Below are 24135 nucleotides of genomic sequence, written 5' to 3'. Positions count from 1 at the left end.
CATTTCTACAGATTGATCGCTTTTCTAGTTTTGAAGTCAACTTCCGGATAATACATATCAGCCACTAACAGATTAGGTCCGCAGCAGCCTGCTGCATCGCAGTGGCAGTTCACCTTTTGGTTCAGCGGGTGTTTAGTCTGCCAATCGATAAATATATCATCCAGCTTTTGGTTCTCGATGTTGCCAAAGGCTGCGATATCAGCGAAATCTGTAACAAAAACATCGCCAGTAAACATGTTTACGTTCACTCGATTCCGGCCATCCGGATCATTGCGAAGGGTAACATTCTTCTCGGCGCGCATTCTGCTTATCAGCTTCTGATCTTCTTCCAGGAAGCTGCAAGCAAAAAACGGAAGGGTCCCAAACAGCATCCAAATCTCCGGATCACGGGTATCCAGTAGTTTATGGATTGCCGTCCGCATTTCATTCAAGGACAACACTGGCAAAGCCGAAGCAAAACTGGAGTTGTACATAGGATGTACCTCATGCCGTTTGGCGCCCATATCGAGAATCAACTTATGAATTTCAGGCAGCTTAGTATGTGTACGGTAATTAATCATAGTTTCCGCAGAAATTAGCATACCATCCTCACTTAGCCGTCGAGAATTCTCAATCATTGCATTATATAACCGATATGCACTTTCTTTTGAAACTGCATGCCCGCTGTTGGCAAAACCAACTTCATGAAAATCGTCTCCGTTCACATAATTAAAAGAAATATGCATAACGTCCAAATACGGAAGCAGCTTTTCATATCGAGCATACGGCATCGTCAGATTAGAATTAATTTGCGATCTAATCCCCCGCTCTTTGGCATACTTTAAGAGCGGCACTATGATATTATCCACCGTACCAGCCAAGAACATAGGCTCTCCGCCGGTAATACTAATCGTCTCCAGATGCTCTACTTCATCTAAACGGTCCAACATATTTTTAAGCGGCAGCATATCCCCTTCTCTAGAGGTTAAACTATCACCTACCGCACAGTGTTCACACCGCATATTACATAAATTGGTTACTGTGAATTCCACACTCGTTAGCACATGGCGTCCATGCTTACGTAAAGAAGTAATGGGATCCCACGGATCGTAGCTTGGCGACAGCTCCTTCGGTGAAGATGTTAATGGTCTTAAAACATTCATTTGTACTAGCTCCTTTAAATCTTATTCCTATTATTAACCCATAATCATGAAGATTGAACGGTGTCTTATCCTATATCATACCACGTTAGTCAGAAAAACTGCACTTCGGATGTCTTTCAGACTGTCCTTACAAGCTTTTTCACTGTAAAAAATAATAGCAGCGAGACGAAAAATAGGCTTCCGCGAGTTATGCGGACAAGCCTAATCTTCTCTCTTCGCTGCTATGATAAATATTTTGGCGTTCCCACAGAATCGCCTTGATCTGCGACGTCAACGATAACAACGGAGAGGGCTTTTCCTAGATCCCTTTCGAACGGTACTACTTTTTCTCCTTCAGGCCCTGTAAGCACACGTACAATCGGTCTGTGAGGCGTACTTGGGTCTATTTTGACAACAACTCCACTTTCACCCGTACTGAGCTTCACCGTAAGACCAAGAGGATAGATAGCCACACGATCTCTAAATAACTCTAGCTGCTTCTGCTCATACAATGTACCAGAACCTACATAAAGCGCCTCAACGGCTTGATGTGGCAGCATAGCCTTTTTGTAGACCCGGTTGGAGGTCATGGCATCGTAGGAATCAGCCACGCCCAACCATTTGGCATATTCATGAATTTGAGGTCCTTTTAATCCCCGCGGATATCCGGATCCGTCAATGCGTTCATGATGCTGAAGCGCACAATGAGCCGCGAGCAGCGGGATATTCGGTTCTTCCTTGAGAATCTGATACCCGATCTCGGTGTGTGCCTGCATATGGCGAAATTCATCTTCACTGAGCTTACCAGGTTTTTGAATGATTTTTATCGGGACTTGGGTCTTGCCAATATCATGCAGCAGCGCACCCAGACCAATCACTCGAAGCTCCTCTTTGCTGTACCCATGCGCAATGCCAAGCACCAAAGTGTACAAGCAGACATTCAGGGAATGGACGTACAAGTAGTTATCAGCGGTGTGCATATCAAGCAGCATGATCATCGGATCTTCTTGTAAAGACAAATCATCCAGGATGCTATCCATGATCTTTGAGAATTTTTTATCCAGATGGTAGAATCCCTTGCTTATTCCTGAAGCGCCTGTCATTTGCTGAAACTGATTACGAATCACCTTCAGTGCCTGATTACGTGTCTCATCTTGAAGCATACCTATAATCTCAACATCGTCCGTGACAGAGTCCTCTATGTAAATATAACCGATGTCAATTCTTGAAAGCCTCTTGATCAATGCATCAGTAAGCTCCACCCCATCCGCGAGGAGAGTTAGACCTTCATCATTATATATTTTTTTACCTAATTTCATGCCTGCTTGAAGCTGATTCACGGATACTAAACGCACTTAGCTCACTCCTGCCTTTAACGGTAAAATGCTATTCTGTTTTGAAATCCTTGGGTCACACGCTTTGTCTATACCGTTTATGTAGAGATCAGACAGGTGCACCATGAAGAACATCGGGTGTGTCTAGGTCTTTGCCTATGGGCATTAACGCATAATAAACAACCAGAATATAGCAGCAAGAATAAATCTGTAGATCGCGAAATGCGTCAATCTAATCTTTTGAATCAATTTCATAAACAAAATAACCACTACATAAGCCACTACAAAAGAAATCAGAAATCCAATTACAAAATAGCCAATCGTTTCACTAGTAAAGTTCTTATAAGAATCCAACATTTCATATCCGGAAGCCGCACACATAATAGGAATGGCTATAAGGAAGGAGAAATCCGCAGAAGCTTTATAACTAACCCCACTTAACATCCCTCCGGAGATCGTAGATCCCGAACGGGAAAATCCTGGCCACAGCACTGAAATAATCTGATACATCCCGATAGCCAGCGCCTGTCCGTAAGAAAGATCGTCCAGCTCATGCGCTGTAATTCTAATTTTGCGTCTGTTTACCCATTCTGCGATAATCATTAGAATCCCGCCGGCGACAAGCGCCCAAAGAACAGTCGTGGCTCCAAAGAGACTTTTTATAAAATCGCGGGCAAAAAATGCCACAGCTAGTGCTGGGGCAATCCCAAGTATTACATGGATTAAGTTCAAACGAGACGCCGGCATCACACCGCCTCTTCCTGAGTTCTTACGCCCAATGCCCAGCAAATTAAGCACACGCTCGCGGTAAACAAGCGCAATCGCCAATATTGCCCCTAGCTGAATAACGATTTCATAAGTCTTCATAATCGAATCCTGCTCATCAAAGCCCAGAAGCTTCGAGGTCAAGATCATGTGTCCTGTAGAAGAAACAGGAATAAATTCAGTGATCCCTTCGACAATTGCTAAAATAATAGCTGTAATCGTGTCCATAATCTCCTCCTATTTTTCGGGAATCTAGCACTGTTTAAATGGAATCAAAAAGTATATCTTTGAGCTGCAGGTTTACTCAGACTTGATCTCCCACCGAGTGAGCATGCATTCATCAAGACTGTCCGGACGCTGCAATTCCATCCCAAGCAGGTCGCGTAAAAAATGAGGCAGCAAAAATACAGGATCCTTCCCATTGGCGATCGTCTCATAGCCTGCACGGAAAGTAAACATGTCCAGCGTACCAACATTATACTCTTTATCATCCTCCAGCGGGTTTCCTTCGACAAAAACTGCAATATTGTTATCATACGGTATCTTCTGCGGATCGTACAAGATTTTTATCCCATCTACTGCTAAGCTGCCCAGATAATTCCCGCGAAAGCCATACCCAAAAATCACCTTATTATAAAATTCTTCAGTAAGACTCTGCTCCAAAGCTATGCGAATATCTAGGCCTTTCAGCTTGATTACGCAGGTGTTAATGGGAGAAGGACATAGGGCGTGCAGCATTCCCGCTGTAACCTCCCCTTCAGGCAAAGGTCCTAGAAGCTGACCTGTGTTAACTATCGACAAACTAGTGCCTGTAAATCTACGTACAGCTTGGGCTAAAAGATTGCCAAAAGGGGATTCTCCCTGCAAATTCAAAGGAAGCTCACGATCTGTGATCGCAACGGTCTGCTGAAGAGCCTCACGACCACGCTCCAAATGAATAGTAGCGGCAGGACCTACAATCTCTTCCTTCAGTCCTGGGTCAATCGGAATACATTCACCCGCCACCAGGCTGAATCCAGGTTGTCCCTCTCTCCGCTCAAATTGAAGCCGCCCGAGGTAACGCCCGAATTTCCCGGCTCCACATACAGCTGTTCCGTTAATCATGAGCGGTTCTTCCAGCATATGATGTGTATGTCCACCTAGAATAGCATGCACACCTTCCAGCCGCTCTGCCAGAATTCGATCTGCGGGAAGCCCCAAATGAGAAAGGATGATTAGAATGTCCACCTGAGGAGCTAGAAGAAGGCATTGTTCCCGAAGGGTTGTCTCGGGATCCAGAGCATCCCAGCCCAGCAAGGAATAAAACGAAGTAAATGCCGCTGTCGCTCCAGTCACTCCTATTCTGATTCCGTCCTTCTCCAAGATGGCATGACGCTTCATCCAGTGGGGAGGTTCCCCTGTTGCAGTCTCCACAAAATTACAGCATACCACTGGACACTGTAACCCGGAGAAAATAGAGGATAACATCTCCTGTGAGAATGTTAACCCCTCATTATTACCGATGGTTACAGCATCATATCCTGTTAAATTAAGTACATCAATGTTAGCCTGACCCATAGTTCCTTCTGTCTCTACGGCTGCACGATCCATATGATCGCCAATATCCAGCAGCAGCACAGGCTCTTCTCCCGCTGCAGCTCTTTGTCTCCCGATTTCTGCTGCCAATGGACTCACCATTTCGAAATGGCTATGTATATCATTGGTATGAAGTATGGTCAGTCTTTGCGGCACATGCCCCATTAGCAACATTCCTCCTACCTGTTGAGCCGCTCTTTAATGACGCAGCCGATGCATGATCTTATAGAGCCTAGCATAACATTTTCAGGCTCATTATGGTATATTGTAGACATTACAACATATTTCAGAGGTGAATAAGTATGCATATCACAATCCGCCTGTTCGCGGGTTTGGCTGAGATTATCGGTTCATCTTCTCTGACCTTTCATGCGACGGAGAATCCCTTAACCGCTGGGAAGTTAAAAGAACTCCTTTCAACCTCTTATCCGGATGCAGCATCCCTAATTGGAACTTCTTTGGTCGCTATTGACCGGGAATATGCACCTGATGAAGCCCTCATCACCGAGTCTGCCGAAGTTGCATTAATCCCTCCCGTTTCCGGGGGAGAGAATGGTTCTTTATATGAGAGCACTCCTGACGGCCTCTATAGCATAACGGATCTGCCATTAAATGCTGAGAAGCTTCTGGATGCCGTCCTCGATGCCAATCATGGAGCATCCCTATTATTTGTAGGAACTACACGCGAAATGACCGGAGAACAACGCACAACAGCATTAGACTATGAAGCCTATATTCCTATGGCCTTAAATAAGCTGAAAGAAATTGGTGATGAGGTACAGAATCGCTTGAATGCACGCTGCGCGATTTCCCACCGCATTGGGCTTGTTGGTCTTAAGGAAGCAAGCGTTATCATTGCTGTCTCCACCCCTCATCGCGATACCTGTTACGAGGCTAGTCGTCTGGCCATTGAACTGCTGAAACAGACCGTCCCTATCTGGAAAAAAGACATCAATGAATCAGGCCAGCACTGGGTAGGCTCTGAACAAAAGGCTGCCGATTCCCTCTACAATTAATCTTCACTCCTTTTTCATTGAAAAATCTGCACTTTGTTGATATTCTGGATAAAATCGGATAAAAGGTGGCATAGGCATTGAGAGTACACGTCTCGGATCTAAAACCTGGTAATCACCTCAACTCAGACGCTTATAGTTCAAGAGGTCTGCATGTATTACCAAAGGGATCGCTGCTCCAGATAGATGATATCGCCAAGCTGATGCAGCATGGAGTTGATTATGTTGATATCCAGACGTTAGTGGAAGAACCTGCCCCATTAAGCAGACCTTCAATTATTCAGACGGTGACCACTAGTTTTGATACCATGATTGACGGCTTTGAGAATCTTTATATGGAAGCACTATTAAAAGGAAGCTTTAACCAATCCGTGGTTAACGACATTCTTCAGCCTTCGCTCCAATCGTTGGACAAGCAAAAGGATGTAGTCTCCCTGCTGCTTCTGCTCGATCGCGAAGATAATTATACCTACAACCACTCCTTGCAGGTAGGTATGCTCTCTTATTATATTGCAATCTGGCTTGGGTATTCCAAACAAGAATGCTATGAGATTGGACGAGCTGGATATTTAATTGATATTGGAAAATGTAGAATCTCACCTGCTCTATTAAATAAGCCTGGAAAATTAACCGCGGAAGAATTCGAAGAAGTTAAACTACATACTAAGTACGGCTACGAAATTATCCGCAATTCGATGGATGACTCACATACAGCCTTGGCAGCCCTACAGCATCATGAACGTGAGGACGGTTCTGGCTATCCTAATAAGCTAACCAAATCCGAGATTCATCCTTATGCGCAAATTGCTGCTGTAGCTGACATCTATAGTGCGATGACTTCTAAACGCGTCTATCAGTCCAAGCAAGAGCTTATTTCTGTCCTACGTGAACTAAATGACCTCAGCTTTGGTAAGCTGAACGGCAGAACGGTTCAAGCCTTTATACAGCATTTAATGCCCAACTTTATCGGCAAGCGAGTATTACTGAACACGGGTGATACAGGTGTGATTATCATGAACAATCCAGTTGATATTTTCCGTCCGCTGGTAAAGATCGATGGATTATTTGTCGATCTAGCCCGCGAACGTAACGTTACGATTGTGGAAATCTACATGGACTAGGGCGTTTCTTGAGGTCCTGCGTTGCTTAGCAGAAGGTTAAGAGCTGCTGTTCGTACACTAAATCCCCCGGTTTGACTACGGGGGATTTTTTAGTTGTACTTTGTGCAACAGAACCCACGTCTACCAGGCTGAATTGTGATTTAGTTGTACTTTGTGCAACAGTATCCACGTCTTGCGAGCTGAATTGTGATTTAGTTGTACTTTGTGCAACTAATCCACGTCTTGCGAGCTGAATTGTGATTTAGTTGTACTTTGTGCAACTAGAATTAAGGAAAATGCTCTTTATAAGCACATTTCTCGAAAATAGCTGCACAAAGTGCAATTAACAGTATTTTTATAACGAGAATGATGGTTTCTATTGTACAAACTGCAACTAAAGATTGGTTTCCAGATTACTCCTAAACATTCCTCGATTTTCACCTCTCTCACCTCTCTCACCTCTCTCACCTCTCTCACCTCTCTCACCTCTATTGTTTCCTTCTGACTTCGAAGATAGTTCCTTCTACCCTCAACATAGTAAGGCCCCTCAATTTCATTATCTGACGTAACGTTTGAATTTCTCTTCTCATGGCGAGACTAATATGTGGTTTTAAAATGCTGTAGGAGGAAAAAAGCATGCTTCCTGTCCATGAACGCCTTGCCGAGTTGTTCACCCTAAGCCGTAGACGGCAGCTTACTGCTGCTGAGGAAACGGAGCAACAGCAGTGCCTGCAAATTAACGCTACCTACTGCTATGAGATGGCCCGATTACAAAATGAAATCCTATTAGCGGAACAGACAGCTGATCTACAATGGCATCAAGATATTTGTGCACAAATGTTTGAGCTGCGTGTGACGGGCAGGGTATCCAAACGCCCTAAGTAACTGAATAGAAATCTTACCCTGCTATATTATTTTCTGCCGTCCTGCTGTTCTGCCGTTCTTCCGTTCTTCCGTTCTGCCATTCTGCTGTTCTGCTGTTCTTCCATTCTTCCGTTCTGCCATTCTGCCATTCTGCTGTTCTGCTGTTCTTCCGTTCTGACATTCTGCCGTTCTGCTGTTCTGCCGTTCTGCTGTTCTGCCGTTCTTCCGTTCTTCCGTTCTTTCGTTCTTCCGTTCTTCCGTTCTTCCGTTCTTCCGTTCTTCCGTTCTTCCGTTCTTCCGTTCTTCCGTTCTTCCGTTCTTCCGTTCTTCCGTTCTTCCGTTCTTCCGTTCTTCCGTTCTTCTCTGATCTACCAACCATTATTTTCTACATCCTATATCCCTATAACAACAGCTCACCCCCATTTGCCTAAGCAAAGGGAATGAGCTGTTGTTGTGTTCTGTCGTGTTCTCTTCTGTTCTGTTCTGTCGGTCTATAGGAAGCGGAATTGCGCTTCGATCAGACCGTTGTATACCCCATCACGGGATGTCAATTCATGATGGTTTCCTTCTTCTTTAATCTCTCCGTGATCGAGGACGACTATTTTATCCGCATGACGGATGGTAGAGAGTCTGTGCGCTACGATAAAGGAGGTTCGGCCTTGAAGCAGGATTTTGAGTGCCTCCTGGATCTTCAGCTCCGTCTCCGTATCAATGCTGGCAGTTGCCTCATCCAGGATTAGTATCCGCGGATTTGCCAAAAGCGCCCGGGCGAAGGAGAGCAGCTGACGTTGTCCCATCGACAATGCGCTGCCGCGCTCTTCCACCTCAGTCTCATACCCTCCGGGCAGCTTCATGATAAAGTCATGGGCATCCACGGCTTTTGCGGCATTTTCCACTTCTTCATCTGTAGCCTCCAGACGGCCAAAACGGATATTATCCCGAATCGTTCCCGAGAAAATAAAGGTATCTTGCAGCACGATTCCGATCTGCCTTCGCAGGCTGTCTAATGTAACTCCGCGGATATCTTCACCGTCTATCGTGATTCGGCCACTCTTAATATCATAGAATCGGCCAATCAGGTTAATGATCGTACTTTTACCAGAACCTGTATGACCTACGAGCGCGATCGACTGTCCTGCTTTTACATCCAGATCAATACCTTTTAGTGCAGCCCGGCCTTTTTCATATTCAAAAATGACCTTTTCAAAGTTAATATCCCCACGAATCGTTCCCATTGGCTTAGCACCAGGATTATCTTGCACCGCCGGTTGCTCATCCAAATATTCAAAGATCCGTTCCGAGGAAGCCATTGCCACAAGCAGCTGATTGTACATCTGCCCAAGGCGATTAATCGGGTCCCAGAAGTTGCTGACATAAGAACTGAATGCTACCAGCATACCTACTGTGAGTTCTCCAGATTGGATCAGATAAGCCCCCAGCCAAAAGAGGATCATTGTTCCAAAACCACCTGTGACCTCAATAATCGGACCGAACGCCTGGTTCATCGCAGAGGCTTTGTTCCAGGATTTTTTGCTGTCGGTATTCATAACATCGAAATAATTCATATTTTCTTGTTCTTGGGTGTAGGCTTGTGTGACTCTGATTCCCTGAATCGATTCATTTAAATGAGAATTAATTCTGGAGTTCTTCATCCGCACATCCTGCCAAGCGATCCGAATCTTTTGGCGCAGCTTAGTTGAAACAAAGAACATAATAGGAACCGTAACCATTACTGCAAGACCTAGCTTCCAGTTAATCACCAGCAGAATAATGGTAATCCCCATAAGCTGCACGCAGTCAATCATCAGATTGACAACCCCGTTTGTGAACAGATCCTGCAGAGAGTTGATATCATTGGTTACCCGTACTAATACCGAGCCTGCCGGACGTTTATCAAAGAAGTTAAAGGAGAGCTTCTGAATATGCTTGAACAAATCTGAGCGCAAATCATAAATCACTCTTTGGCCTATGATGTTCGTATATTTAATCCGGTACACTCCCGCAATCCATTGAATCAGATATAAGACGATTACCCCTGCTGTAAGCGAATAAAGCAGTGATAAGCTGGGATTCCCTACCTTTGGCGCAATTGCACGGTCAATGGCTAAACTTGTTAGGAACGGGACGGTCAACTTCGTGATGGTTCCCAGAATCATCATGATGGACACCAATGGAAGCATCTGCTTTGCATAAGGCTTCATGTACCCGAACAGTCTGGTGAATTGCTTCCAGTCAAAAGCCTTATCGATGACATCATCATCTTTGTATACAAAACGTTCATCCAGCTCTTGCTGCTCGGCTGCTTTATTTTTTGCTCCCGTAGCGGTCATTGGTTTGGCTTCAAGTTTCATATGCCTCACTCCTCCCCTCTTCCGGTCGCTCTGGCCAGATAATCAGCATACTGTATCCGGTATACATCCTGATAAGGACCCGGCACTTCAATTAGCTCTTTATGGGTACCACGCTGCTGTACATGACCTTCGTTCATGACGATAATTTGATCCGCATGGCGCAAGGAGGAGATCCGATGGGCAATAATAAGTGTAGTGCGCCCCTTCATGACCTCTTGGAATCCGGCTTGAATCTCGTGCTCCGTCTCCATATCGACAGCGCTGGTCGCATCATCGAGGATAAGAATCCGCGGATTCTTAAGCAGGGCTCTAGCGATGGCAATCCGTTGCTTTTGTCCACCGGAAAGACCCATTCCGCGCTCACCCACCACAGTGTCATAACCGTCTTCCATCTCCATGATGAAATCATGGGCTTTGGCAAGTTGTGCAGCTCGGATAATTTCTTCCATGCTTACATTTTTCAACCCATAGGAGATGTTGTTGCGAATTGAGGAGGAGAACAGGAAGGTTTCCTGAAAGACCGTTGCAATCTGTGAACGCAAGCTGCGAACATTGTATTCTCTGATGTCCATCCCATCCAGTGTGATGCTGCCTTCATTAACGTCATAAGCACGCATCATCAGCTGTGTAATGGTCGATTTACCAGAGCCCGTACCTCCAAGGAACCCTATAACCGCACCAGATTTGGCCTCAAAATCAATGTCTGTAACCGCAGGCATTTTGTTCCCATAAGCAAATGTGACGTGATTAAACGCTACATCTCCTTTAACCTCAGAAGGTACCAGTTCACGGGCGTTCTCTTTATCCTTCACATCAATATTCTGATTAAGTACTTCCAATACACGTTCTCCCGATGCTTTGGATTGTGTATAGTTATTAATATGGAATCCAAGACCCCAAATCGGTCCAATGATGTACCAAATTAAGCTGAAAAAAGCAACCAGTTCACCTAGTGACATTTTCCCCTTAATAACTAACGTTCCGCCTACTCCAAGCAGAATAGCTGCACTGATCGATGCTAAAAACTCCATCGCCGGAAAAAACTTACTCCAGAGCTCAGCGGCAAAAATCTGGTTATTCTTATAACGTTCGTTGCGGTGTGAGAATTTCTCTACTTCATGAGCCTCTCTCGCAAATGATTTGACGGTGCGCACACCCGTGATATTCTCTTGTACAGCCGTTGTCAGAGAACTGAGTGCAAGACGCATCTCTTGAAAGGCCGGGTGTATCTTAGACTCGAATTTTAGCGCAATAAACGCCAGGATGGGCATCGTAATCAAAGTTACTAGAGTAAGCTGCCAATTGAGTGAGAACATCATAATCGAACCAAAAATGACCATAAAAAAGACATTCAGCAGCTGAGCAAAACCGAAACCGATAAAGTTACGAATCGCTTCCAAATCTCCGGTTAGCCGGGACATCAAATCTCCCGTTTTCGCGGTATCATAATAACGGAAAGATAGGAATTGCAGCTTCTCATAACAAGCATTACGCAGCCGGTATGCAAGAAAGTTACCTAGCCGTCCTCCAAAAAATCCATGTGCAAACTGCAGGCATGCTTTTACTATTACTACAGCTAACACGCTCAATGCGAGCACTGGCACCTCTGTAAACTTAAGTGGCACAATAACTTCATCGATCAGCTTTCTTAACAAATTGGGGGTAATCAGCCCCACTGCAGTTGCAGCGGCCAAACATATAATCGAAAGAATCAGAAAATGCAGCTTCTCCCGATAATAACCGCGCAGTTGCCTGAGAACATCCATATCTCTCCTCCTTAAGGCTTACTTAGTAAGCAATTTTTTGTATAAAGCAAATGTTACATCGTAAGCTAGCTTTTTTTAGCGCTTACAATTTAGTGACTTTAAGCAGTGTATCATCCATAATTTAATGCGGCAAAGGGGAGAATTGCGCGTTTTTGCGGTTATTTCGGAAAAAAGCAGCATCTACATGATATAAAGGACCCTCGTTATCTTAAAATGCTCGTGTTTCCTCCTTAATCCTGATGAATTAAGAATCTACATGATTATTGTAATCATCGTGTAATATTAGGAGGACCTTTATTCGGTTTTTTGCATAATTATTGGAATTTATTCCGGGATACGAAGAGTTCACTTTTTCGCCGTCTTAAATTTGCTTCAGATGTAAAACTTTTACCACAATTTACCGTAATATAGTAATACAACACTTTTTACTTATATTATGGAGGGGAACTATATTGAAAAAGCAGCTTGTTTTATCTTGTATTATCGCCATTATCCTTCTTTCAGGGTGTAGCAATACAAATAACAATAACCCTACGGACGCAAACACAGCGATCAACGAATCTAAAAACTTATTTAATTTCGGGGAAATCTCCTCAAAAACTGATACAGCACCCTCACCTGAAAAAATGCTAAGAGAAATAAGCAATTTTGTTATTGCTGACATTTGGAATGTTGGGTTTGTAGATGTTATCTCATATACTAGAAGTGGTACAAGCAGTACAGGAGCGAGCATGGACATTGACTTTACCATTGAACAGCTTGGCAAAGCCATGGAAGAGAAAAAAGTATACGATACATATATGAACGAGTTAGATATTAAGTATGATTCTATAAAAAAAATATGGGCCAAGCTTTCCCCAGAAATTGATCTTTTATATAAACAGATTCAGGAGACACCTCCAAAAGCAAACGACAACAGCTTAAAACTTGATGCAGGTAAATTTAATCAATATTCAGAGGCTTTTAGTAAAGAAGTGAATGATCTGGCAAAATAGTAACCTATACCATATAAGAACCCCCGCCAAGTGATTGGCGGGGGTTCTGTTTATAATTGGGTTTCAGCAGCGTTTCATATAATCAACCCTCTATCTGTTTGTATCTTACACACCATTCTATTTTTTCTCTCATAAAATATAAAATCTACAATGAGAGGTTAGGTGAATAGGATGAGTATACAGTTTCTTGATATGCGAATTTCACAGGGCAGCACTATGGATGCACAAAGTCTTAATTTAGTTCGTTCAAGTGCAATTTTCGGTGACATTGGACTTCAGACAGTAAATGTTACACCTGCAAATGCAGGCTTAGTGAGAGTCACATTGAATGCTTTTGCCAGACTTAGTGTTGATGTCAGCATTATAGTTCAGAATGATGTTACTTTTAGTATTTACCGCAATAATATATTAATTTTTAGTACAACCTACCCCGGAAACATTAATAATACAACGACCCAATATGAAATGGTTGGAATCACCGCTGTCGACTATCCGCCTTCAACCGATGTGCTTACCGGCCAGATCCAATACACCATTGTAGCATCAGCGATTAGAACGGCATCTCTGGGAGCCAGATCCTTCAGTGGAATTGCCGTTGCCGGAAATGGATAATTGAAAATATTAAAGGTGTGTCCCCGGAGCATTCGGGGATTTTTTCAATTGTGCCAATAAAAAAGCATCCGTAGAAAAATATCTACGGATGCTTTGAAGAAATATAAGCGTTGGGAGGACAAGCCTCCATTCATAAGCGCTCTTATTAACCGATAGAACCTTCCATCTCGAACTTAATTATTTTTGGCTTTCACATCTATTCAAATCGTGTTTCTTCTATTATAAATAGCAGACGTCATGTCATGCAACTTCATATCATTTCATTATCGAGGGGGCAAAAAAGGGGCAGGAATTAGTTCATTATTTTTGGACTCAAATAGAAATTTTTCATTGAGGTTGAATTCAAATTCAATAATCTCTCTGACAATATTCTCGATATCGCTCGCCGCGCTTTCATTTGAGTAAGTATTGTCTGTTTGAAGTTGCCAAAGAACAAAAGCAGAGTCCGCTTTAATCTTCCCTAAAGCATAGATATCAATTGCACAAACAGTTTTAACCAATTTCATTACTCCTCTCATTATGTATTGTGGTATAATTCGCTCGAACAGCAACCTAAACTGAAAGGAGTCATGGCAGCTTGCGCGTAACTCGCGGAAGGTGTCTACTCCAAGATTGGATCGACAATAAAGGCTGGACTCAAGCAGAGTACGCCAAACGATCCGGTCGGCCCAAACGTATCATCTCCCATTTTTGCAATAATGAGAGAGTGATGAAGCCAGAAGATGAGTACGCAGCATCTCTCATATTTGATTGCAGAATGGAAGATCTACACGAATGGATTGTTGTACAAGACGACAAGGAGTAGGCTGTGCGGATATCCGCACTTCCCTACTTCAATTGGGAGCATATTGCTCCTAATTCATTCTAAATCCGTTTATTGGAATATACTGTCGCTATATGTCGAAACGACTATAGGTAATTAAATACAGTCTTTAACAAATAAGACCATATTCATATAACAACGATACTTAATAGCACGAAGTAAGGAAAATTCGCCTTAGGGGATGGAAGAAGTGAAAATCGAAGAGTTAATACTTGGCGTTCGTGTCCGTATCAAAGACGGTTTCCATATTGGTAAGATCGGTATTGTTATAGCTAAAGGAACACAAACTGTCTTGCTAGATATTGATGAGCCGTTACTTATTAGTGTGCTGCCAGCATATCTAGAACCAGCACCTGAGAATCCATTACCACCAGGATGGGCTGAATTTGATATATGACCCATCAAATTATAATGCCTCGTCAGCATTATCACTGACGAGGCAATTTTCACTATCATATTTGCTAGGTGTCTTATTGAACTATCGTTTCCCGTTAGCATAATGAATTTTACCGAATGTCACGATGCGATATTATGGTGTTATGTGTAGTTCCTGCCCTCTAAAGAATATACATAATCTATATGTTTTCTAACAAAACCCTCAACTTTTCTTTTTTGATGTATTTTGAATCCAACACTCTCATACATTTTTTGAGCAGGTATAAAGTCGATATTAGTAGTTACAACAATTTTTCTAACATCATTTTTTATGATTCTATTGACAGCTTCTTGGAGTTGTATTTTACCATAACCATTGCTTTTTTGTTTTGTAGCAATACAATTATGTCCGATTTCCACATAATCAGGTACATTTCTTGGGTCCCATGAAACCAAACCAATTGCTTCATCGTTTAATGTAGTAATAAACCCACATTCATCTGCAATCTGTAAATTATCAAAGAAGAAATTATCAAATTCCTGCCAATCTGAACTACAATTTTGTTCATATCTGCAATCAAATAAATAAGCATCTGTCAACAATTCAAAGATTAACCCACGTTTAAAATCACTTACTTTTCTAAATTTTATACTCATACATTAATCTCCTTTTCTTTGCTTAGATGTATAATATTAATTTCTCGTCCATATATTTTCAAAATATTTTAGCTTGTATGTCGCATAACGTTAATCACGAAGTTCGTAAATACTCCATCTCAAAAAGAATTCGAGAAACGATTGAGCTATCCTGCCCGTTACTTCAATATAAAAAGCAGATTGCATTAGCAGTCTGCTCTTTACGCTATCGTTTCTCGTTAGTTGAACGAGCAATTCGTCTTATTCTTCGTACAACCATTCAAAATCATCATGTAGAATATATTCGTTTGGTCCTAATTCCATTGAATAACTTGAACAGACTATATCCTGTTGGTTATATTCGTTTCCGTTATCAATTCCTAAATAAATATGTTGAAGTAGTTTGTTTGATTTTGCTCGCTCAGGGACTCTTTCAAGCATCCTTGAGGATTTAACAATTGCAGAACGATAAAATTCGCTCCATTCATCAAATTCCATACAATAAGGCAAGTTAGCGTAAACGACACCTGAGAAAGTTAAAATTGCTTCCCTAACCTTATATGTGAAATTATGTTCACCTCGGTCAACACGCTCAACTACCTTTAAAAAGTGAACCTCAATCGATTTGTTTTCGTGGTCTACTATTAGTTTTTTTATAACTGAATCATACAGTTGTAAATCATCATTATTTTTATAATCTTCTATACTCATTTAATCCTCCCATATTGGGCTAGTTCCTTAGTTAAGTTATTCGCGAAGCAATGAATCAATCCTGCCCTATATCTTAATGAAAAAGAAACTCTGCGGATCGCGTGCTGCTTCTTCGTGCGTTGAACAAAAGTTTCTCGTTAGTTCAATCCTTTGTATGCTATTCCGTCAATCATCATAAGACAATCAGAGTCAAAAAACTCTGTCGTAGATGTCATTCTAGCAGGGAATTTATCCTTTTCAAAATACTCACAAAAAACCTGTTCCATTTCAGGTAAGTCCTTAATGTACTTTAGGTATACATTCACCTTAACAACATTATCCAGTTGTACATCAAGTTGATTAAGAGTCTCTTTTAAGTGTGAGAAAGTATTGTGAATCTGTTCTGTAAAGTTCTGTCCAAAACCCCGATGTAATCCGAGAAACACATAGTCACCAGCCGCAACAGCAGATGAATAACTAAATGGTGTTGAAATTCGATTTATCATATACATGGGCCTCCTATGTATTAAGTTCCATAATATATTTTAGAACATACGTTTTAAATGTAAATGTTTACTTGTTGGCTCTCCACGCAATCCTGCCCGTTAGCTTAATACGAGATAAAGCGACACTCGATTAAGTGATTGCCTCAATAACTTCCTCTAGTTTAATCCATTCCCAATCGTCATCATGATGGAACTTAATCTGTTTCAACTGCCGATCGACTCTCATGACTATTCCATGGATGGATCTGTCCTCATATTCCCCAAACAATGTAATCGTGATCGGACTGCAATCCTCTAAAGATTGAGCTAATACCTGTGAGATTTCAGCTAATGCTTGGGGATCCAAATCAGGCTTTGATCGCACCTCTTCATTCAGCGAATCGTCCAGAATCCTATTTTTATGCTCAGGCATTATCATCCGACTTCCCTCCCAAAGTCCATTACCTTCAAGTTTCTTACGCTGTTGTGGTTTCATTGTCTTCGTCGACTCCCTTAATAACTCTCAACGCTCGTGGCATGTTCTTAGCTCTCTGTATGTACCCCTTGATCTCTAAGCGCTCCATATGTGCATGTATTACCGCTGTAGATGACAATCCTACCTCCTTGGCAAGCTCCCGCAAAGTAGGTGGATAGTGATTGATTTCGATCATCATAATTAATGATCTGAGTATTTCTTTTTCTTTATCCGTTAATGGCATCATGCAATTGCTCCTTTGTCACTTTGCTGCCAAGCTAATATGCTTTCCGCTAGAAACACTCTTGTGGCACCAGTGTTTAAGCAAGTTGCACGAATCTTGCCGTCCTTCATGCCTTTAATTTCAATTTTACGTTGAGAAATCTTGCCAACTTTATCTAAGTAAACAATTTCAATGGTTTGACCAATCTGCATTTGCATGTTGATAACCTCCCAAAAATAAGAACATTTGTTTGTATTATAACCAAACACACGTTCTTAAATCAAGCGAATACATATTAATCTATTGGAATTAAAAAGAAAATAAATAATTCTCCATCCTTTAATTACAAATATCTTTTATAAAGATTAAAAACTCGCCTATACTCAGGCGAGTTTAAAGGTGATGGAGTCTTGAAAAAGGGGTTACTTATATCCTATGCAAACAAAACAACTGGGTTCTTGATGATCATGGATCTTTTTGTTTATACCCCTCGTTAGAAAACAAGAAGATCACAATAGCATTGAATACTACAGCAAGCAAATATGTTGGTTTTCCTGTTAAAGCAAATAAGAATCCAAATGAAATCATTATGGACCAACTAAGAAAGGCATTGAGTTTGAGAAGTTCATTAATCATAATTATCTCTTCCTTTCAAGGGAACGTTATTGTATATATATTCCCAGCCTATCTTTTTTCTATGTATACAAATTTTTTCTGTATCAAAACTATATATTCAAGCCATAGAATAAAACTGGACACTCAATGCGAAGGTTGACGGAGTATTCTTGTCTTTACTCTAAACTAAAATCATTGTTGGATGCCTCGAGCGGTAGCTATCTTGATAGATTCTTACGTTTAGCCTTCTAATATGGACTCTAACCCAAGAATTTTCCAATCATATTTGTTTTGGAGTTATAGATAAATGCCATTGCCCAACGTCAGCTCATCGTTAGAAAGTTGTGCTTCTCTATGTATGTAGTACTCAAATAATCACTTCTAAAATAAAAACATAAACACTAATACTCCTAGAATAATTACTCCGGCGTTAATCACACAAACGCCTTTTCTCTTCTCTAAATAGTAGTAGCCCCCGTTATATATGAGCGTACCGCATAATGACACAATTGACCAGCAATACCATTGCTGAACATGTGGAACATTGTTCTTTAATAATATGAACAGATTTATAACAACCGTGGCCACTGTAAAGCAAATTCCAAAAAACAGGAGTTGATTTTTCATTTCATCGCTCCTTAAGTCAAAAATGCCCCGTCTAGTTTGATGAGCGTCCTTCCGATTCTTATTAAGATATTATATTCTTTTAGAAACCGTTTGCAAACGATCTACTGTTAATGTAATTTAAAGATTTCAAACATCCCACCGACCACTTAAGGTTGATGGGAAATTTTTATAATCCTTTAAAATTCACCTATAACTTATTCGCATGTTGACTACAGAGTAATCATTAACATATTTCACTAAATTTCCGAAACCCGAATAACCTTATACCTTGAATTTTCCTTCTCTAAATCAACTCTAATTTTTTTGGTTTGATTGTCTTTAAAAAGATTCCCCTCAACAGTAAGACTCTTACCATTTATCTCACAAACTTTTTTAGGAAAGAAACCCCAATCCGAACCAAATTGTTTTGATATAGAGCTATTGATTTCTTCAAAGAGGATAGATAATGTGTATGTTCGTATGTCTTTTACTGAATCTTCAATATGATCTCCTGGCTCAGCTAAACAGATTTGACCCACACTCATAGCTAGGAACAAAGTCGACAGAATCACAAGCAGTTTTATTTGGGATTTCAATTTGATCACCTCTTCTTTATCTATAGTTAGCAGCTATAAGAAATTTATGTACGAGTTTTATTTGTAGGTAATGCAAAGGACTTAGACTTAAAAAAACCAAATTCGACTGTTTCAAGACAGTCGTTAGAAAATTGTTTATACTACTCTCTTCTCACTATCTTTTCTGTTTGTTTTCCTGATTAAAATAATAAAACGAATCCCAGTAGCACCAATACAAGTATGAGTATCCATAGGATTGCTGGTTTCCCCACAATAAAGTATGTGTCTCTGTATTGAAAATCTTCATTGTTCATCAGTACAAAAACTCCTTGTTCTCCGAACTATCTATTTCTTCGCAACCAATCGTTTTTCTGCTTTAAAGTCCTTCTTAATAACTTTATTGTTGTTCATGTAATTATCCCATGAATCATACTTCCAATGTGGATCTCCTTCAATAATATCCTTGACCTTGTCTATTTGCCCCATTTTAAATAAATCAATTATCTCAATAAGATCATTTCTGCTATGTAATTTAACGCCGTTATATCCTGCAAGTTCATCACAGGCAGCAGTGTACACATTTGAGGCTATCACCATAGACTTCTTGGCTCGATAGTACCTCATTGAGCTATACACCTCTTGTACAGCTCCTAAGCCTACTGGGTACGAATAGCGCTTCGCCTGGACTACATTACGATACCCTTCACGATCTGTAAAAACTAAATCAGTACCAAAGTCTCTACTTCTAGGAGTTTTGTAAGCATCCTTATATCCCAAAGCTAAAAATAGGAGATATAAATATTCTTCAAAGTCTGATCCATCCTCCATCTGATCTATGTCCTTGATTGTAATCTTCAGAGGATCGATTATTTCACCTTTCGAGTACTGTGGCTTTCTTTTCGATAAAAATAGAACTACAGCAACTATACTAACAACTACGATAATACCAGCAAAAATTAACACCTTAAGCAATTTTCATCCTCCTCAGCAAAAAAACTCACGAGCTTCCTCGCGAGACCTTAACTACAATATAATCCAATTGGAACATTATGTATATATACTTCTATATCACTAGAAAGGGGAATCCGCTTAACTACATGCGAAAAAACTCCACCAACAATTAAATTGCCAATGGAGTTACGTACCATATTTATATTCATGTACTAGACAACAAACTGATGTCTCGATTTAATGATTTCATCAGTTATGATATAATTCATTCCCTCTTTGTATATCATATCCCACGGACCACCAGCTTGATGAGTTTTGGCGACTAAGTCCCTGGCGTCAACATCCCCATATCGCAATAGAACATCTACAATACATTCGGTTGCAATGACTCCATTATCAGAACTGATTACTCGAACAACAGAAGCTGGTAAAGTAACATCTGTAGATAAAATAAACTTTTCATCTTCTTTATAATCGATCACAGAAGAACCGTTATGTCGTTGTGTATGAAAAACTTCTTCGACAACAGGGCCGTATTTAAAAGCAACTATAGGTTCATAGAATAATTTACGCCCCGTTTTTAAAAGATACTCAGCATATGCATAATAAAGTAATTTTTGAAGTTTTAAATGGGTAACTGATTTGATTGACAAGATAAATTTCACTACATCATACACACTTAATTCCTTGCTAGCTGAAATTTGTCGTATGATAACATCCATATCTTCTGTTACAAAGACGTCCTCAAAAAAGGAATCCTTTTCAATCACTGATGACCATTCAAGAGATTCTGTAGATAACTTGTGAATACCTAGTGTTGTTTGTCCACAAGCCTCAACTCTTCTCATAAAATCGCTGATAATTCCCTTATCAAGCTTATCCTCAGAAGCATAATGCCATCCTATCCTCTGACCGACGACATAATCGCTTAATATTGCTACAAAATGAAAAGCCATGTCCTCACCTCCCTTAAAGATCATTTGATATACTCTTGAGGCCAATTTATGTATTCCCTCTTGCTCTTATGTTCCTTATGGGACAGTTCATTTCTTTCTGCATGAATTGGATTCCAAATTTGTAATTCCCATGGAAAAAAATTATTTTCTCCAAATATATAAATATGTGTTGCTTTGTAAGCATCTTCTTTGCTTGCATCATAACAGAATAACTTGTAATCAATCAATCCGAGCTCTGCAAAAAAATTTGATACCTCTTCACAAGTATGATCAAAATCATTAATCAATATTCTGAATCCAAGCAAATCGTTTAAACATTTATTGATGGGCATCCCACCTTGTTCACCCTTAGTATATCTATAGTGAAACAATTTATTAATGATTGAATCCCGTTGTTTAATCCTAAGTCTGAAATCAAAATGCTTATAATCATATTCGTAGTCCATATTAATTATAATTTTCCCAAGAGCATCTTGATATTCATGAATCAACTCCAAAAATGAAGATTCGAGAAGAGTTCCTTTTTTCTCCGTCGCGGAATCTTTTGAAAATATATTACTCACTGATCTCTTTCTCAAATTTAGTATCTGACTTTTAGCCATTCCATTAAAGTCACGTGAAAAAGAACTGTGAACTGAGCAAATATCAATAACAAGTGCTTTAATCGAGTCAAAATGACAAACCAAAAGCCTCGCATCCCTTAGCCGTAATTTCACCTTCTTCCCTTATACTATCATATAGTGTCAAGCACTTCTCCTTTACTATCTCCATTGTATAGAACAAATGTTCTTATTACAAACAAAAAATACACCCTCCTAATAATTTTCCAAACAGTATTACCGGATTATATGATGATCTGTGAACGATAAAAAGCCCACCAGCCGAAGCCAGTGGGCTTATTTTATTTATTCTTTTGTAGTCCCATCCCTCTTACTAAACGCTAATTCAAATAGTCCAGTTGCTGATAGCCCAGCTAGACCACCCGCCCATAATCGAAGCACTAAGCCTAACTCTGTAAACGGATAAGCAGCTGCGCCGATCAACAGGCCGATGACTAACCCAATCAAGGGCAATATATTTTTAGGCACGTTAAACGAAGTCTTTACGAACTGCACTCCTGCCAACACAAAAACGGCGATCACCGAAGCGAACGCCAGTACATCCGTTAAGTTTTGATTGTCCATTCTTTACTTGTCCCCTCTCTTAAATAAACCTAGATTAAAGAACATCTGAATAATGTTAAGCTCTATCTTTGACTTGTCAGCCGATGTAGTGATCGCTCCTACTGCTTTAGCAGCCGTAATAGCCTCTGTATAATTGACGGCATATGTTTCCTTGCCTGATTTGTTTAATCGTTTTTCTACAGCTGCTAGGCGCTCATCCTGCTTCACTACGATTGCCTCTAGCTCCTCAATTCTACTCATGTCTTCCTTCACCTCCCCTTTTAGTCGATCTATAATAGCTGATGCTTTTGCCATAGCCGTTTCAGATGGCTTGCTACCTGCTCGCAGCTGAGTGAGTGTTAAGCCAAAGACCATTTGGAAATGAGGATAATCCTTAAATGTTGTCCAGTCGCCTCCCCACTCAAACCCGAGCTTCTTGGCCTCTTCCACAACTTCAATCCAGTCTTTGATGTTGTTTCCGTTGTAGTCTAGGCTCATATCCCATGAAACACTCGACCCATTAGGCAGCAGTAAAGCAAAATCAACAGCCAAACCAAAATTGTGGTAACTATACCCGCCCTTTGCATTGGTCACGATAGATCCGGGTTTTGTACGCCCTTGTGCGTAGAGAGCGTCTTGTTCCGCAATAGTTCGTAATCCTTGAGTAATAACAATAGGCACTCCCCGAGCGTAACAGCGTTCAATTAAAACTGTAGTAGCAGCCAATACAACAGGATGTAACCATATCAATCTCGTAGATGATTTACTCTTTACTTGATCCAGCGTCAACACCGTTCTTCCCCTCCTTCTTCCCACCAGACTTAGACTCCAACACTGCAACGGCATCCCGCAGGATTGGCGGCATAGGTAAGCCCATTTTCCCAGCGTTCTCAATAATGCTCAAAAGCTCGTTTGCCAAATAAAAAAACACTACTGCATCCCGCAAGTAGTGCATATCACCGAGTACAACATCTATGAAGTGAGCGACCACAACAAACATAAAAATAGATACTTTCTTCGCCACACCAATGTAACCCTTCATACTTCTTAATTCTCCGTTTATCCAGGCGGCGATCCATCCTGTTACAAAATCTACGCATACTAACACAAGAAGTGCTTGTAACATAACAGTCCATCCTCCCCAAATGTATCCAACAACAACGCCTGCTGCTGTTGATACAGCTTTTATGATTTGAGCCTTGTCATCCATACGCCCCCGCCCCTTCTATCTCTGATTTTAAAAATAGCCCCCGGGGATCCGAGGGCAAAATAAAAACGCCTCAATGGGCGCCAACTTTATTTATTCTTCTTCAGCAAGGAATTCAAGTCCGCTATCAACCAAAATCTCTTTTACTCCTGGTCTCAAAGTCGATGGAACCTCAATATATTTGGTCTTACCTAAGATTACGCGCTGTGCGAAAAACATAGCCATCATGATGTCACCCCCTTTCCTCTTTGACATGAACCAGTAAAAAATGCGCGCTATCATTGGTATATCTGCATTGCCATCTCAGCAATGATATCCTCAATAAAATCGGCACGTTCAGTTATTGCGTTGTTCTGTGCTTTTAAGAGCATGTTTTCTTTTTTTAGCATCTCAATTTCTGAGAGTTCTCCAGGCTTCGTCAACTCAGCAATCTCTTCTGGCGTTAAGCCCTCGATCCATAAATTATCAGGCTGTGCTGGAGGTGTGTAAACTGGTTCAGGACCTTGTTCCTCGCCCTCCGCCCATTGCTCCCGCCAATCATGTAGCTCGTCGGCATAATCGCTCTGTGCCTCTAGTACAGCGTCCTGATATGCATCCCATGTTAACAGATCGAAACGCGGATGATACAACCCGGTCGGCAACGGAATGCCTACGAGATAACCGATGATCTCTCTTGGCTGTTCTGGTTCTTCTAGCGCGTCCGGTTCATCTTCGATCTCTTCGTCTTCCGGCAGCTCAGGAGCTTCTTCCTGCACTGGCTGGGCATAAATAGGGACGACCCCTATTAAAGAGTCGTCCGGTTCTACATCTTCTATATACAGTCCGTTTAGGTCTACTTTCGGTACTGCTTTTCTCATAA

31 protein-coding genes are annotated in these 24135 nt (G+C 41.1%); 7 read left to right on the top strand and 24 right to left on the bottom strand.

Annotated elements, in window-relative coordinates; genetic code table 11:
• Nucleotides 1–5: 5 nt before the first annotated feature.
• The 4 genes from yfkAB to NYE58_RS10980 all read right to left on the bottom strand — a co-directional run bounded on the left by yfkAB (nucleotide 6) and on the right by NYE58_RS10980 (nucleotide 4960).
• A complete protein-coding gene (gene yfkAB / locus NYE58_RS10995; protein WP_036684078.1) occupies nucleotides 6–1142 on the bottom strand; it encodes a radical SAM/CxCxxxxC motif protein YfkAB in 1137 nt (378 codons plus the stop codon).
• Nucleotides 1143–1363: 221 nt separating this feature from the next.
• Nucleotides 1364–2476: an HD-GYP domain-containing protein gene (locus tag NYE58_RS10990; protein WP_076187093.1), complete on the bottom strand. Its 1113-nt coding sequence runs from the start codon at nucleotides 2474–2476 to the stop codon at nucleotides 1364–1366.
• Nucleotides 2477–2620: 144 nt separating this feature from the next.
• Entirely contained in the window at nucleotides 2621–3448 is an 828-nt protein-coding gene (locus NYE58_RS10985; RefSeq protein WP_076124791.1) for an undecaprenyl-diphosphate phosphatase, read from the bottom strand.
• Between the two features lie 72 nt (nucleotides 3449–3520).
• On the bottom strand, nucleotides 3521–4960 hold the full coding sequence (locus NYE58_RS10980; protein WP_076187091.1) for a bifunctional metallophosphatase/5'-nucleotidase: 1440 nt from the start codon (nucleotides 4958–4960) through the stop codon (nucleotides 3521–3523).
• Nucleotides 4961–5097: 137 nt separating this feature from the next.
• Here NYE58_RS10980 and NYE58_RS10975 point away from each other — a divergent pair, with 137 nt between their 5' ends.
• From NYE58_RS10975 to NYE58_RS10965, 3 genes are all read left to right on the top strand, one after another.
• Nucleotides 5098–5811, top strand: coding sequence for a molybdenum cofactor biosynthesis protein (locus tag NYE58_RS10975; protein WP_076219642.1), 714 nt, complete (start codon nucleotides 5098–5100; stop codon nucleotides 5809–5811).
• 77 nt (nucleotides 5812–5888) lie between these two features.
• Nucleotides 5889–6929: an HD-GYP domain-containing protein gene (locus tag NYE58_RS10970; RefSeq protein ID WP_076219643.1), complete on the top strand. Its 1041-nt coding sequence runs from the start codon at nucleotides 5889–5891 to the stop codon at nucleotides 6927–6929.
• Between the two features lie 615 nt (nucleotides 6930–7544).
• Nucleotides 7545–7793: a DUF7667 family protein gene (locus tag NYE58_RS10965; RefSeq protein ID WP_076124783.1), complete on the top strand. Its 249-nt coding sequence runs from the start codon at nucleotides 7545–7547 to the stop codon at nucleotides 7791–7793.
• Nucleotides 7794–7806: 13 nt separating this feature from the next.
• Here the strand turns inward: NYE58_RS10965 and NYE58_RS10960 are convergent, their stop codons facing one another.
• The 3 genes from NYE58_RS10960 to NYE58_RS10950 form a co-directional block, all read right to left on the bottom strand.
• The gene (locus NYE58_RS10960; protein WP_341001879.1) at nucleotides 7807–8151 is read right to left on the bottom strand and encodes a hypothetical protein; all 345 of its coding nucleotides are present in this window, start codon (nucleotides 8149–8151) and stop codon (nucleotides 7807–7809) included.
• Between the two features lie 112 nt (nucleotides 8152–8263).
• A complete protein-coding gene (locus tag NYE58_RS10955; RefSeq protein ID WP_036684176.1) occupies nucleotides 8264–10102 on the bottom strand; it encodes an ABC transporter ATP-binding protein in 1839 nt (612 codons plus the stop codon).
• A 26-nt stretch (nucleotides 10103–10128) separates the two neighbouring features.
• Nucleotides 10129–11889, bottom strand: coding sequence for an ABC transporter ATP-binding protein (locus NYE58_RS10950; RefSeq protein WP_076219338.1), 1761 nt, complete (start codon nucleotides 11887–11889; stop codon nucleotides 10129–10131).
• Nucleotides 11890–12341: 452 nt separating this feature from the next.
• Here NYE58_RS10950 and NYE58_RS10945 point away from each other — a divergent pair, with 452 nt between their 5' ends.
• Nucleotides 12342–12884, top strand: a complete 543-nt coding sequence (locus NYE58_RS10945) for a hypothetical protein (protein ID WP_341001878.1) — start codon at nucleotides 12342–12344, stop codon at nucleotides 12882–12884.
• A gap of 171 nt (nucleotides 12885–13055) precedes the next feature.
• Nucleotides 13056–13496 (top strand): hypothetical protein, encoded by a 441-nt coding sequence (locus tag NYE58_RS10940; RefSeq protein ID WP_076191066.1) that lies wholly within the window; start codon nucleotides 13056–13058, stop codon nucleotides 13494–13496.
• A 263-nt stretch (nucleotides 13497–13759) separates the two neighbouring features.
• Here NYE58_RS10940 and NYE58_RS10935 read toward each other — a convergent pair whose 3' ends face one another.
• A complete protein-coding gene (locus NYE58_RS10935; protein WP_076104563.1) occupies nucleotides 13760–13996 on the bottom strand; it encodes a hypothetical protein in 237 nt (78 codons plus the stop codon).
• 77 nt (nucleotides 13997–14073) lie between these two features.
• On the opposite strand from NYE58_RS10935, the gene NYE58_RS10930 reads away from it, so the two are divergent.
• Both NYE58_RS10930 and NYE58_RS10925 read left to right on the top strand, forming a co-directional pair.
• A complete protein-coding gene (locus tag NYE58_RS10930; protein ID WP_076104562.1) occupies nucleotides 14074–14301 on the top strand; it encodes a helix-turn-helix domain-containing protein in 228 nt (75 codons plus the stop codon).
• A gap of 208 nt (nucleotides 14302–14509) precedes the next feature.
• Nucleotides 14510–14716: a hypothetical protein gene (locus NYE58_RS10925; RefSeq protein WP_341001877.1), complete on the top strand. Its 207-nt coding sequence runs from the start codon at nucleotides 14510–14512 to the stop codon at nucleotides 14714–14716.
• 140 nt (nucleotides 14717–14856) lie between these two features.
• Here the strand turns inward: NYE58_RS10925 and NYE58_RS10920 are convergent, their stop codons facing one another.
• From NYE58_RS10920 to NYE58_RS10845, 16 genes are all read right to left on the bottom strand, one after another.
• Nucleotides 14857–15351 (bottom strand): GNAT family N-acetyltransferase, encoded by a 495-nt coding sequence (locus NYE58_RS10920; protein ID WP_341001876.1) that lies wholly within the window; start codon nucleotides 15349–15351, stop codon nucleotides 14857–14859.
• Between the two features lie 240 nt (nucleotides 15352–15591).
• The gene (locus tag NYE58_RS10915; protein WP_036684122.1) at nucleotides 15592–16041 is read right to left on the bottom strand and encodes a hypothetical protein; all 450 of its coding nucleotides are present in this window, start codon (nucleotides 16039–16041) and stop codon (nucleotides 15592–15594) included.
• A 137-nt stretch (nucleotides 16042–16178) separates the two neighbouring features.
• Nucleotides 16179–16526 (bottom strand): RidA family protein, encoded by a 348-nt coding sequence (locus tag NYE58_RS10910; RefSeq protein WP_341001875.1) that lies wholly within the window; start codon nucleotides 16524–16526, stop codon nucleotides 16179–16181.
• A 130-nt stretch (nucleotides 16527–16656) separates the two neighbouring features.
• Complete coding sequence (locus tag NYE58_RS10905) at nucleotides 16657–17001, bottom strand: YolD-like family protein (RefSeq protein ID WP_341001873.1); 345 nt, start codon at nucleotides 16999–17001, stop codon at nucleotides 16657–16659.
• Entirely contained in the window at nucleotides 16982–17227 is a 246-nt protein-coding gene (locus NYE58_RS10900; RefSeq protein WP_341001872.1) for a LexA family protein, read from the bottom strand. Before NYE58_RS10900 ends, NYE58_RS10905 begins: the two co-directional genes overlap by 20 nt.
• Nucleotides 17224–17421 (bottom strand): hypothetical protein, encoded by a 198-nt coding sequence (locus NYE58_RS10895; protein ID WP_341001871.1) that lies wholly within the window; start codon nucleotides 17419–17421, stop codon nucleotides 17224–17226. Before NYE58_RS10895 ends, NYE58_RS10900 begins: the two co-directional genes overlap by 4 nt.
• A 247-nt stretch (nucleotides 17422–17668) precedes the next feature.
• A complete protein-coding gene (locus tag NYE58_RS10890) occupies nucleotides 17669–17839 on the bottom strand; it encodes a hypothetical protein (protein ID WP_340890676.1) in 171 nt (56 codons plus the stop codon).
• Between the two features lie 842 nt (nucleotides 17840–18681).
• A complete protein-coding gene (locus tag NYE58_RS10885) occupies nucleotides 18682–18969 on the bottom strand; it encodes a hypothetical protein (RefSeq protein ID WP_340939673.1) in 288 nt (95 codons plus the stop codon).
• Between the two features lie 375 nt (nucleotides 18970–19344).
• Nucleotides 19345–19962, bottom strand: a complete 618-nt coding sequence (locus NYE58_RS10880) for a restriction endonuclease (protein ID WP_341004244.1) — start codon at nucleotides 19960–19962, stop codon at nucleotides 19345–19347.
• 200 nt (nucleotides 19963–20162) lie between these two features.
• A complete protein-coding gene (locus NYE58_RS10875; RefSeq protein ID WP_341001870.1) occupies nucleotides 20163–20906 on the bottom strand; it encodes a Panacea domain-containing protein in 744 nt (247 codons plus the stop codon).
• A 20-nt stretch (nucleotides 20907–20926) separates the two neighbouring features.
• A complete protein-coding gene (locus NYE58_RS10870; RefSeq protein ID WP_341001869.1) occupies nucleotides 20927–21622 on the bottom strand; it encodes a hypothetical protein in 696 nt (231 codons plus the stop codon).
• A gap of 189 nt (nucleotides 21623–21811) precedes the next feature.
• Nucleotides 21812–22090 (bottom strand): holin, encoded by a 279-nt coding sequence (locus tag NYE58_RS10865; protein ID WP_340890674.1) that lies wholly within the window; start codon nucleotides 22088–22090, stop codon nucleotides 21812–21814.
• A gap of 3 nt (nucleotides 22091–22093) precedes the next feature.
• Entirely contained in the window at nucleotides 22094–22861 is a 768-nt protein-coding gene (locus tag NYE58_RS10860) for a M15 family metallopeptidase (protein ID WP_341001868.1), read from the bottom strand.
• Nucleotides 22833–23279: a phage holin family protein gene (locus NYE58_RS10855; RefSeq protein WP_036687931.1), complete on the bottom strand. Its 447-nt coding sequence runs from the start codon at nucleotides 23277–23279 to the stop codon at nucleotides 22833–22835. Before NYE58_RS10855 ends, NYE58_RS10860 begins: the two co-directional genes overlap by 29 nt.
• A gap of 90 nt (nucleotides 23280–23369) precedes the next feature.
• Nucleotides 23370–23531, bottom strand: a complete 162-nt coding sequence (locus tag NYE58_RS10850) for a hypothetical protein (protein ID WP_341001867.1) — start codon at nucleotides 23529–23531, stop codon at nucleotides 23370–23372.
• A gap of 23 nt (nucleotides 23532–23554) precedes the next feature.
• Complete coding sequence (locus NYE58_RS10845; protein ID WP_341001866.1) at nucleotides 23555–24133, bottom strand: hypothetical protein; 579 nt, start codon at nucleotides 24131–24133, stop codon at nucleotides 23555–23557.
• Nucleotides 24134–24135 lie beyond the last annotated feature (2 nt).

The organism is Paenibacillus sp. FSL L8-0708 (assembly GCF_038009325.1).
Classification (GTDB): Bacteria; Bacillota; Bacilli; order Paenibacillales; family Paenibacillaceae; genus Paenibacillus_AQ; species Paenibacillus_AQ odorifer.
The sequence above is the reverse complement of the archived record's forward strand: the minus strand, read 5'-3'. Positions and strand labels throughout refer to the sequence as shown.